At 43.8% G+C, this 11,425-nt stretch carries 13 protein-coding genes; 8 read left to right on the top strand and 5 right to left on the bottom strand.

The features are described from left to right. Window positions 1-11: 11 nt before the first annotated feature. From Q0241_RS08965 to Q0241_RS08930, 8 genes are read left to right on the top strand one after another with little or no spacing between them, the layout of a single operon-like run. Window positions 12-557, top strand: coding sequence for an OmpH family outer membrane protein (locus Q0241_RS08965; RefSeq protein ID WP_299376275.1), 546 nt, complete (start codon window positions 12-14; stop codon window positions 555-557). Between the two features lie 19 nt (window positions 558-576). After that, the gene (lpxD, locus tag Q0241_RS08960; protein WP_299376272.1) at window positions 577-1,605 is read left to right on the top strand and encodes a UDP-3-O-(3-hydroxymyristoyl)glucosamine N-acyltransferase; all 1,029 of its coding nucleotides are present in this window, start codon (window positions 577-579) and stop codon (window positions 1,603-1,605) included. Continuing rightward, the gene (gene fabZ, locus Q0241_RS08955; protein ID WP_085900269.1) at window positions 1,606-2,076 is read left to right on the top strand and encodes a 3-hydroxyacyl-ACP dehydratase FabZ; all 471 of its coding nucleotides are present in this window, start codon (window positions 1,606-1,608) and stop codon (window positions 2,074-2,076) included. It abuts the gene before it with no gap. Continuing rightward, window positions 2,073-2,861, top strand: coding sequence for an acyl-ACP--UDP-N-acetylglucosamine O-acyltransferase (gene lpxA, locus Q0241_RS08950; RefSeq protein WP_299376313.1), 789 nt, complete (start codon window positions 2,073-2,075; stop codon window positions 2,859-2,861). The genes fabZ and lpxA overlap by 4 nt, the downstream gene beginning before the upstream one ends. Beyond that, entirely contained in the window at window positions 2,862-3,689 is an 828-nt protein-coding gene (gene lpxI / locus Q0241_RS08945; protein WP_299376267.1) for a UDP-2,3-diacylglucosamine diphosphatase LpxI, read from the top strand. Beyond that, window positions 3,682-4,860: a lipid-A-disaccharide synthase gene (lpxB, locus tag Q0241_RS08940; RefSeq protein ID WP_299376264.1), complete on the top strand. Its 1,179-nt coding sequence runs from the start codon at window positions 3,682-3,684 to the stop codon at window positions 4,858-4,860. Before lpxI ends, lpxB begins: the two co-directional genes overlap by 8 nt. Before the next feature lie 37 nt (window positions 4,861-4,897). Further along, window positions 4,898-5,302, top strand: a complete 405-nt coding sequence (gene gloA / locus Q0241_RS08935; protein WP_299376262.1) for a lactoylglutathione lyase — start codon at window positions 4,898-4,900, stop codon at window positions 5,300-5,302. Between the two features lie 60 nt (window positions 5,303-5,362). Then, on the top strand, window positions 5,363-6,361 hold the full coding sequence (locus Q0241_RS08930) for a hypothetical protein (RefSeq protein ID WP_299376260.1): 999 nt from the start codon (window positions 5,363-5,365) through the stop codon (window positions 6,359-6,361). Window positions 6,362-6,367: 6 nt separating this feature from the next. Here Q0241_RS08930 and Q0241_RS08925 read toward each other — a convergent pair whose 3' ends face one another. From Q0241_RS08925 to Q0241_RS08905, 5 genes are all read right to left on the bottom strand, one after another. After that, window positions 6,368-6,913: a GNAT family N-acetyltransferase gene (locus Q0241_RS08925; RefSeq protein WP_299376257.1), complete on the bottom strand. Its 546-nt coding sequence runs from the start codon at window positions 6,911-6,913 to the stop codon at window positions 6,368-6,370. A gap of 57 nt (window positions 6,914-6,970) precedes the next feature. Then, window positions 6,971-8,473, bottom strand: a complete 1,503-nt coding sequence (locus Q0241_RS08920; RefSeq protein WP_299376254.1) for an MATE family efflux transporter — start codon at window positions 8,471-8,473, stop codon at window positions 6,971-6,973. Window positions 8,474-8,589: 116 nt separating this feature from the next. Then, a complete protein-coding gene (gene sseA / locus Q0241_RS08915) occupies window positions 8,590-9,438 on the bottom strand; it encodes a 3-mercaptopyruvate sulfurtransferase (RefSeq protein WP_299376252.1) in 849 nt (282 codons plus the stop codon). A gap of 33 nt (window positions 9,439-9,471) precedes the next feature. Further along, the gene (locus Q0241_RS08910) at window positions 9,472-10,182 is read right to left on the bottom strand and encodes an alanyl-tRNA editing protein (RefSeq protein WP_299376250.1); all 711 of its coding nucleotides are present in this window, start codon (window positions 10,180-10,182) and stop codon (window positions 9,472-9,474) included. Window positions 10,183-10,356: 174 nt separating this feature from the next. Continuing rightward, complete coding sequence (locus tag Q0241_RS08905; RefSeq protein WP_299376247.1) at window positions 10,357-11,358, bottom strand: cysteine synthase A; 1,002 nt, start codon at window positions 11,356-11,358, stop codon at window positions 10,357-10,359. Between the last annotated feature and the right edge of the window lie 67 nt (window positions 11,359-11,425).

Genomic DNA, 11,425 nt, shown 5'->3' with positions numbered 1-11,425 from the left:
TAATGATTTATATGAAAAAAATTGCCACTCTTTTTGTTGTTGTCGCTGTCTTTGGTGGAATATTTGCGGTGAAATCTGGTGCGAATGCCCAAGATTTAGCTCTTAAAATTGCGGTTGTTGATACTAAAAAAGTATTTCAATCTTCAAAGGCTATGCAGCAAGTTAATCAAACTGTTGTGGGACGCAAGAATCAGTTCCAACAAGAGTTTCGTCAAAAAGAACAAGGTTTATTGAGCAAACATCAGGAGTTGGTTAGGCAAAAATCTATTCTTGCGCCTGAAGTATTTGCACAACAGAAAGCCGATTTGGATAAGCAAGCTGCAATGATTCGTAGTGAAGCTAAAGAACGGAACAAGAGCCTTACTCAATTAAGAAACTCTGGATTGAATGAAATCAAAAAACACCTTGATGTCGTTATTAATCAGATCGTCGATGCGAGAAAATTAGATTTGATTTTGGCAAAGACGTCTTTGGTTTATTCCCAGAGTAGCCTTGATGTAACAGATGAAGTTATACAAAAGCTGAATGCTTCGTTACCTGCGTTGACATTAAAATAGTATTTGAGCACCTGATATCATGGCTGATTCTCGTTTTTTTCATAATGCGGGTCCTTTTTCTCTACAAGAACTCTGTGACTATGTCGGGGGAGAGCTTTCTGAAGGTTCAGACCCGAGTTTTCTTGTTACAGACGTCGGTGCTTTAGAAGACGCGGGTAAAACAGAAATTAGTTTTTTGGATAACAAGAAATACGTTTCTGCCTTGGCTGATACGTCGGCAGGTGTTTGCATTCTGGAAAAAAAGTTTGCGGGAAAAGCTCCGACGGGAACATCGCTGATACTGACTGATAAGCCGTATAAATCGTATGCTCTGATTGCCCAGAAATTTTATTCCGATAATAAAAATGTATCTGGTGCTATTCATTCGACAGCCGTCATCGCAAAGACAGCTTCTGTAGGCGATAACTGTGTTATTTCTGCTGGTGTGGCTATTGGAGAAAATGTCGAGATTAAAAGTGGGTGTTATCTCGCACCTAACGTCGTTATCCACGACGGTTGCAAAATTGGCGAAAATACGAGTGTTGGCGCAAATGCGACTGTTGAATATGCTTTTATCGGGAACAATTGTCAGATTCATTCTGGGGTCCGTATAGGCAACCGTGGATTTGGGTTTGCAATGGAACCTGATGGGTATGTTGATGTTCCTCAATTAGGACGGGTTATTGTCGGTAATAATGTAGAGATTGGTGCGAACTCTACGATTGATAGAGGCGCCGGTCCTGATACTATTATTGGGGACGGTACCAAGATCGATAACCTTGTACAAATTGGTCACAACGTTCAAATGGGTAAGCAGTGTGTCGTTGTTGCTCAGTCGGGCATTGCTGGTAGTAGTGTTCTTGGTGATTATGTGGTGATGGGGGCGCAATCGGGTGTTAGCGGCCATATTACGATGGGAACAGGTGTTCAAATTGCTGGACGTGCTGCTGTTATCAAAGATGTAGAAGCTGGACAGGCCGTTGCCGGTACTCCTGCTATGCCGATTAAAGATTTTTTCCGTTTGGTTGCAATGTGGAAAAAACAGTTGAATACGAAGAAAGGTAGTTAAATGAGTGAAGAAGCTGTAACAACGGGAGAGGGACGCTCTGTAGGCATCCTTGAAATCAAGGAAATGATTCCCCATCGTTACCCTTTCCTACTCATTGATCGTGTTGATAATATTATCAAAGACGAAGGTGCTGTAGGCCTAAAGAATGTAACTATTAATGAGCCTTTCTTCGAGGGACATTTCCCTAGACAACCGATTATGCCTGGGGTCTTGATAGTTGAAGCCATGGCGCAAACGGCGGCAGTACTTGTTGTTGAAACCCTAGATGGCGAAGCGGCGGGTAAATTGGTCTATTTCATGACGGTTGACGAAGCCCGTTTCCGTAAGCCAGTTACACCTGGGGACCAACTTAAAATTCATGTTACGAAAACACGTAGCCGTGGCGCGGTTTGGAAATTTGAGGGTAAAGCTATGGTTGATGGAAAGCTTGTCGCAGAAGCCAAATTTGCCGCAATGATTATGGACGACTGATTGTGACTATTCATTCCACCGCTATCGTTGAAGATGGTGCGACAGTTCATGAAACAGCTGAAATCGGACCCTATTGTATTGTTGGTTCAAACGTAAAACTGGATGCAAATGTTGTTTTACATAGCCATGTTGTTATTGCGGGAAATACGTCTATTGGCGAGGGAACCGTTATTTTCCCCTTTGCTTCGATTGGGCATCAACCACAAGATTTAAAGTTTGATGGTGAAAAGTCAGAGCTTGTTATAGGCAAGAATAATCGTATTCGTGAACACGTAACAATTAACCCCGGAACAACGGGTGGCGGACTAGTTACGAGAGTAGGTGATAACTGCCTTCTGATGATGTCTGCTCACATAGCTCATGATTGTATTCTTGGTAATAATGTTATTCTTGTGAATAACGCGACATTGGGCGGTCATGTTGAAGTTGATGATTATGCCATAATCGGCGGACTTTCAGCTGTACATCAGTTCGTTCGGATTGGACGTAATGCTATGATTGGCGGGATGTCTGGTGTTGAAAATGATGTCATTCCCTTTGGTATGGTTATGGGGGAACGCGCAAGATTGAGCGGGCTTAATCTTGTTGGCATGAAACGCCATGGTGTGCCACGTGATGATATTTCCAGCTTACAATCCGTTTTCAAAATGCTTTTCTCTGATGAAGGAACGCTTTCTGAACGCCTTGAAAACGCAAAGAAAACCTATTCTGATAATCCTACTGCGAAAGAAGTTCTGGACTTTATTGGCACAGACTCTTCGCGTGCTATTTGCCAACCGAAATAAATGTCCGGCAAGCTTGGAATTTTAGCCGGGGGAGGAGAACTTCCCCGGCGTTTGATTAAATTATGCCAAGAGACCGGACGAGATTTCTTTGTCGTTGCCTTTAAAGGGCAAACAGATAACGAAACAATCACGGGCATAAATCACTTTTGGTCGAGATTGGGCGCTGCGGGTGAAATCCTCTCTACATTAAGAAAAGAACAAGTAACAGATCTAGTCATGATTGGGCCTGTCAAAAGACCCTCAATGGCAGAGCTTCGTCCTGACTGGCGTGCCTTGCAATTCTTTGCAAAGATAGGCGCAAAGAGCCTTGGGGATGATGGGTTGCTAAAATCGGTTGTTTCTGCCCTCGAAGCTGAAGGTTTTAACCTTATTGGGGTCGATGATATTTTGCATGATCTTTTAGCAACTAAAGAGACTTATGGGAAACATACCCCTGATGATCAAGCTTATGCAGATATCAAGCGCGGGGTTGAAGTTGGTCGCTTGATGGGCTTAGCTGATGTTGGGCAGTCGGTTGTCGTACAACAAGGACTTGTCCTTGGGGTGGAAGCGATTGAGGGAACTGATGCACTTATTGATCGTTGTGCCGACCTGAAACGTGATGCTGCGGGTGGTGTTTTGGTTAAGCTAAAAAAACCACAGCAGGAACGACGAGCTGATTTACCAACGATTGGCGTGGAAACGGTAAAAAGAGCCGTTAAAGCTGGACTAAGGGGGATAGCGATTGAAGCAGGTGGTGCTTTGGTTGTTGACCGGGATGCTGTCGTTCAACTTGCCAATGAGGCAGGGCTCTTTCTTATAGGAATTGAACCTGCTGATTATGACTGAACCCAAAAACAACGTTCCTTTACTTTATATCATCGCCGGTGAACCTTCGGGTGATCAACTGGGCGCACGCCTTATGGCTGCATTAAAGGAAGAAACGCAAGGTAATATACAATTTATTGGTATTGGCGGCGAGCGGATGTCCGCTGAAGGCTTGGAAAGTCTTTTTCCGATTTCAGAGATATCTGTTATGGGGTTGGCCGAAGTGTTGCCCCATATACCGAATATCTTAAGACGTATAAAGCAAACCAAAGAACATGTTCTCGAAACAAAGCCGTCAGCCCTTATCACAATTGATGCGCCGGGCTTTAGCTTAAAAGTAAGCAAGGGCCTCAAAGAGACATCGATACCTCTTATCCATTATGTCGCGCCGTCGGTATGGGCATGGAAGCCTAAACGAGCTGAGAAGATTTCGAAATATCTAGATCATTTGCTGACTCTCCTTCCTTTTGAGCCTCCGTATTTTGAGAAGCATGGCTTGGCGACAACGTTTGTCGGTCATCCTGTTCTTGAAGGTGAGCTGATGACTGTGTTGGATAGAGTTGGAATCTGTAAAGAGCTTTCACTTGATGCTACGGCCCCAATCCTAACTGTATTACCCGGTAGCCGCCGGGGTGAAGTTGCAAGGCTTGGGCCTGTCTTTAAAGAGGCTGTTGCGGAATTGGTGAAAACCCTACCGAATTTACAGTGTGTTATTCCCACAGTGAAAAATGTTCGTTCTGCTATTGATGATTTAGCCGATAATTGGCCAACACCTGTTCGTGTTATCGAAGGCGTAACGGGCAAACATAAAGCATTTAAATGTTCAGATGTTGCTTTGGCTGCTTCGGGGACGGTTGCTTTGGAGCTGGCAGTCGACCATGTTCCAACAGTCGTTGCTTACAAAGTGTCTCCGGTTACGGCTTTTCTGGCAAAATTTCTTGTGAAGATAAAATACGCAAGTCTTGCCAATATTCTGTTGGACCGGGAAGTTCAACCAGAATTAATACAGGAAAAGTGCAATGCTCCTGATCTGGTAAAGCAGATATCTTCTCTCTTTCACAATAAAGAAAAAAGAGAAGAACAGATCAATGGCTATCGAGAGGCGATTGTGAAGTTAAAAGCCGGGGACGATATGCCGAGTACAAAAGCTGCAAAGACAATTTTATCCGTTATTGCGGAAGCTAAGCATTAATTTTTTACCAAAATACTTGTATCTCTAAGGAAAAAATATGTCAGAAAATACCTCCTTTCGGTTTTTACATACGATGATCAGAGTTTTGGATCTTGAAAAATCTATTGATTTTTACTCTCGTCATCTTGGTATGAAGCTTCTGCGAAAAAACGATTACCCTTCTGGAAAGTTTACCTTAGCCTTTCTGGGGTATGGTGATGAAGACAATAATACTGTTATTGAACTCACCCATAATTGGGATCAAACTGATGCCTACGATCTTGGGAACGGATTTGGTCATTTAGCGCTCGGTGTGCCTGACATATACAAAACCTGTGAGTTACTTGAAAAAGAAGGTGTCAATATTCCTCGAAAGCCTGGCCCGATGGCACACGGCTCTACTGTAATTGCTTTTATTGAAGACCCAGACGGCTATAAAATCGAACTTATCGAGAAAAAATAAGTTTGTGATATATTGGGTGTTATTTATTGAACTATTTATGAGTTGCTGAACGCTGATTTCATGAAACAAAATATTACCCAATATATCTGGTATCCTTTACTTGTCGCTATTGGGTACATTGGCCTTTTTAGTTATTCAAATGCAGGTGAAGTTCGCGACAGGGTTGAGGACCGGGGATATCTTCGGTGTGGCGTTGTCAAAACGACTTTTCTTTCCAAATCACCAATAGATGATATGGGGAGAGAGCTGTGTCGCGGTCTTGCATTAGCTCTGTTTCCAGATCCAAGTGCTGTAAAATTAATTACGTTGAACGAGAGCAATGCTGGCCGAAACCTGGCTGAAGGAAAAGTTGATGTTATTGCATTGGCAGATAATCGGCTCTTATCGCATCAGGAGCATCATCAAAATATAGCAACGCTTTTCCTCAATAATCTTGATGTTGCTATTCTATTCAAAGGTTATCGTGTTGATGATCTTAACGGCAAGAAAATTTGCTCACTTGAATGGGTTGATAAAACGAGCCTAGCGATATTTAGCCAAAAACATCAGGTCAGCTTTGGGGTTGTGAGTTACAAGTCGGAAGGCGAACTATTTAAAGCTGTGAAAAGTCATGGATGCAGAGCCGTGGCACTGCCCAGGGTCGAGCAATCTATTTTTTTACAAAAGATATCCGGGATCTTTCCTGATCCGTTAGTTTTGAGTTCTTCATCTTCAAATAATAGCTTAGGGATGATTGTTTCATCTCGGGATGTGGACTGGAAGGAAATCGTGCAATTTTATGCACATACATTGTTGGACAGCGAGCGTTGGGATATTAATTCTCAAAACGTTGATTATATAGCTTCAACGACACTCAATCCCGAAGTTCAAAAATTGCTTGGTGTCAAAGGCTCTTTTGGGACAGAACTTGGGCTTGATTCAAATTGGTCTTATCGGGTTCTACAAAGATACGGTAACTACCAGGAAATCTATGAACGTCATTTTGTCAATGGTACTATAACACTCGAAAGAGGGCCAAATAAATTGGTGGCCAATGGCGGAGTTTTGGCAGTTAACTGAACACCTTTATTGTGTTGTGTCGTTAAATTTGGGGTCATCAATTATTTTGATGTTTCTATCGTAAATATTAAATCCATGCTTTTGATATACGCTGAGTGCTCTGGGGTGATCAAGGCTACAGGTATTTACAGTTAAGCGCTTGGGTTCGTATGACCATGCAATATCAATCACTGACGATAATAGATAGGGACCAAGTTTTTGGCCAATAAAGTCGGGTATTAATCCCATGTAGGCGAGGTCAATCTCTTTGGGGGTGCGTCTATCAAGTTCCGCATATCCTGCGGGAACACCGTCATAATAAAGAACGTAGATCTCTACATTTTCATCCTGAATTATTTGCAATAATTCATCGTTAGACAGCGTACGCCTTTCCCACCATAACCAAGGTTCCCCTATCGTGTTGTACAGATAGCGATAAAAGGACACAGTTGGTTTATAAGCACGGATAAGGGATGTTTTTTTCCCTTGTGGTGAATGCAAATTTAGATTGTGAGGTCTTTCTAACATTTCGAGAAAAGAGATTGTTACTTCAATTTGAGGAGCGGTGGTCATGCTCTTAATCTTTCTCTTTATCAATTCTCTTGGTTGTTTTGGCGAAATTGCTAAAAGTTAGTCACCGTTATTTTTATCACGCTGGTCCGCATTCCATCTTTCTTCCATGAATCTCTGCCAACCGAACTGAGGTAATATAGCAGGTAACCATGCCCCGAAATAGCGTGTTCTGTCATCTTGTTTGTTTGGGTTTTTAATTGGAGAACTCACTATTTTATAGGCCACGATAATCGTGATAAAGCCGAAAATTACAGATCCGATAGCCTGTCCCGCGATAATACCTTTTGCTCCGGCCCATTCTCCGCCAAGCCAAATAAAAGGAACTGTACCTACTGTTGCTTTCGCCCAGTTGGCAAATGTTGACCACGTTGCCCTGTTCATGTTGTTAAAGGCTGCATTTGCTATGAACTGGGCGCCGCTAAAGATAAAACTCCACGAGGTAAAAACACAGAAGAAGACAACAAGTTCTGCGCTGAGGCCAGAGGCATTAAAGATTGTTGCGATTGTATCTGCAAAAAGTGTCATTATGAGTGATGTTACACAAACGACGACAAATATAACCAGAAGCGAGCTGTTAAGTGCTGATTTAACACGTTGGGTTTGAACAGCACCAATATTTTGACCCACAATTGGACCAATAGCGGCTGACAAGGCAAAAACGGCGCCAAAAGCAAAGGGCGTTATACGTCCGATGATCGCCAAACCGGCAACCGCATCGGCACCAAATTCTGCAACAGATGTTGTGACATAAGAATTGGCAAAAGGGGTCGCCAAGCTAGTTAGAGCTGCTGGAACTGCTATCTTCGAAATTGAAGAGATATCGCGATTTAATCCGCCCTGAAACTTGAACACAGATAAACCCAGCTGGCGTGCAAGTACCCATGCGGCTACGATTGCCATGGTCAAGCGGGCAACCAAGGTTGCATAGGCCGCACCTTCGATATGAAAATCCAGCGTAAAAATGAAGAGTGGATCAAGTATAATATTAACTAGACCAGCCAGCACCGTTGAGATCATGGATGCCTTAGCTGCCCCCACAGCACGTAGCACTGCTCCCATAGACATACCAATGGAAATGATTGGCAAAGATATCACTGTGATCTTCATATACTTTACTGCGAATTCCAGTGTTTTCCCTTCGGCTCCAACGAGGGATAAAAGCTGTTCGGTATAGAGATAAACCGGAACTGCAATTAAGGACATCATAACGAAAGAGGTGAGCAGGCCGTTAAAGATAACTCTTTTTGCCTGGTCACCCTGACCAGCCCCGATAACTCTGGCGACGACAGCAGCTAATCCAATCGACAGTCCAATACTTATTGAGAAAATGAAGAATGTAATCGCACCGGAAAACCCAATTGCAGCCGCCAGAGATTCTTCCCCCAGCAGACTGATAAAATACATATCAACCAGTTCAACAAAAAAGATCGACATCAAACCGACAGAGGTGGTTGCTGTCATATTGATCACATGCCGAAGAATGCTTCCTGTTACAAAGCGGGCATTAATCGTTTCTTGCTTTTCAGAACCGGATCGTTTTTTTTCGGTGATTGGTTTCATCTTATAGTTTTATTTTAATACTGATTTTATGGTCCAGCTCTTGGCGTACTGAAATTTAATGGTTCGGAAGCTTTAAAAACAACAATAAGCGATAGGTCTTTCAATAATTAGATGAGTTATCCGGTTACAATAGGTGTATTACCTTCCTGTCCCCATTCGGACCAAGATCCATCGTATAACGATGCTTTTTTATGTCCCGTCAACTCCAAGCCAAGGCTCAATACCGCCGCAGTAACGCCGGAGCCACAAGATGTAACGACAGGCTTGTTGTAATCAATTCCCGCTTCCTCAAATGCGCTTTTAATTTCTTGAGTTTCTTTTAAGGTGCCGTCTTCTTTAAAGAGATTTGTGAAAGGAAGATTGTACGAATCAGGAATATGGCCCGAGCGAATACCCGCGCGCGGTTCAGGCACTTCCCCTTTAAACCGTCCACTTGCTCTTGCATCTAGAACCTGTTCTTTTCCGGTTTCAATATTGCGAAGAAGTTGTTCTTTGTCGCGAATAAGAAAGCTGTTGAAACGGGGGGTAAAGTGTCGTTCACCGGGGTGAACGGTGTCATCATCTACAGGGCGATGTTCTAATCGCCATTTCGGAAGACCTCCGTCCAATACTGCGACATCCTTGTGCCCAAATAGTCGAAACATCCACCAGACACGCGCAGCTGAAAATAGACCACGCTGATCGTACACAACAATTCTATTACCGTCCCCAAGACCTAATTTTCTCACTTTGGATGCGAACTTGATATCGCTTGGGATCATATGGGGGAGGGGATTTTCGTTGTCGGAAATTTCGTCGATATCAAAGAAAACCGCGTTATGAATATGCGCTTCTTCGTATAGAGCGCGTGCATCTTTGTTTTCATTAGGCAGATAATAAGTGCCATCAACAACCCTGACGTCTGGGGCATCTAGATGGTCTGCGAGCCACTGTGTTGATACGACAGAATTAAATTTTTCAGACAAGGTAGTGTCCCCCAAGGCAGTATTTTTTCTGTATTATGATGCAAATGTCAGGCTGATACGGCGGTTCTGTTTGCCTTTGTTTTCAACCTTGCCAATTTTGATTGGGCCAATTTCACCCGTTGATTTTACATGTGTTCCGCCACAGGGTTGCAGGTCAACATCTTCACCAATTTTCACCAAGCGTATTTTGCCTGATCCACGCGGTGGTTTGACGGACATCGTCCGAACCATAGACGGATTGTTATCCAGTTCTTCATCTGAAATCCAGTCCTGCGTTATCGGGTGGTTCTCTGAAATAAGTTGATTGATTTTCTCTTCAAGTGCGGCTTTGTCAATTGCCGTGTCGGGCAAGTTAAAATCCAAGCGACCTTTAACGTCACTGATCTGGCCGCCAGTCACGTCACCGATGACAGAGGCACACAGCAGGTGCAGACAGGAATGGATTTTCATGTGAGCATAACGGCGCTCCCAATCCAAACAGGCAGTTACCTTATCACCAGCTTGTGGAGCATTGGCACCTTCTTCAAGGTGCAATATAACATCTTCGTGATTTGTACCTTTTTTGGCTTCGATAATTTTACTTTTTGTGCCGTCAGAAAGCTCTAACCAACCGCTGTCTCCGGGTTGTCCACCGCCTGTTGGATAAAATAACGTTTGATCCAGGCGGACTTGACCCTTTTCAGAATAGGTTACAGTTGCGTCGCAGGATTTTTGATAAGCATCTTTATAAAACAGTAAGTCCATTGGGTACCTCGAAGGAATTCGGCAGGTTGTCTTTTTTATTTCGCACAAAGTTATCATGCGCTTAAGCCAAGGTGTAGTTTTTAGCGAGTAAATTATTAAAAATATTGTCCTGATACATTAAAGGCCGCTCAATGAGCGGCCTTTAATGGTGGAAATTTGTTGATCTTGAGAGTTTTAGGCAACCCATTTGGGGACGGGGAGGCCGCGTTCTTTCAGGAATTCTGGGTTATATAGCTTGCTGGTGTAACGCGTTCCAGCATCACAAAGCATGGTGACGATGGTGTGGCCCGGGCCCATTTTCTTGGCGAGTTCGATTGCGCCAGCAATGTTTACACCGCTGGAGCCACCAAGGCAGAGTGCTTCTTCCTCAAAGAGGTTGAATACCAAAGGAATCGCTGTTTCATCACTAATACGGAATGCCTCGTCAATCACAGCACCTTTCAGGTTGGCAGTGATACGTCCTTGACCGATGCCTTCGGTAATGGAAGATCCTTCTGATTTCAGCTCGCCATGTTTGTAATAGCTATAGAGCGCCGCACCATGAGGGTCAGCCAAGGCGATTTGAATGTTTTTGTTGTGCTCTTTCAGTCCCATTGAAACCCCGGCTAGTGTTCCACCGGTACCAACTGCACTGACATAGCCATCGACTTTGCCGTCGGTTTGTTTCCAGATTTCTTGGGCAGTGGTTTCAATATGCCCCTGACGGTTGGCAACATTATCAAACTGATTCGCCCAGATAACACCGTTTGGTTCCTGTCCAGCAAGTTCCTGTGCCAGTCTTTGCGAGTAATGAACGTAGTTGTTCGGGTCTTTGTAGGGCGCCGCAGGTACTTCGTAGAGTTCCGCACCGCAGAGGCGCAACATATCTTTTTTCTCTTGTGACTGCGTTTCCGGAATAACAATGGCGCAACGGTACCCACGCGCACGTGCGACAAGAGCTAGGCCAATACCGGTATTCCCGGCTGTGCCTTCGACAATAACGCCGCCGGGCTTTAGGATGCCTTTTTCTTCGGCATCTTTAACAATTGCCCATGCTGCTCTGTCCTTGATTGATCCGCCAGGGTTCAGGAACTCGGCTTTTCCAAGGATTTCACAACCTGTTTCCTCTGACGCCCGTTTTAGGCGAATAAGAGGCGTGTTGCCAATGCTGTCAATAAATCCGTCGCGAATATCCATTTTTGTCGTCCGTAGGTATAAGTTGAATTCGTATTTTCTGTTGCTTACTTCAGCGGGTAGGTATTTT

This window comes from uncultured Kiloniella sp., assembly GCF_937128705.1.
Lineage (GTDB): Bacteria > Pseudomonadota > Alphaproteobacteria > Kiloniellales > Kiloniellaceae > Kiloniella.
This window is presented reverse-complemented; position numbering and strand designations above follow the sequence as displayed.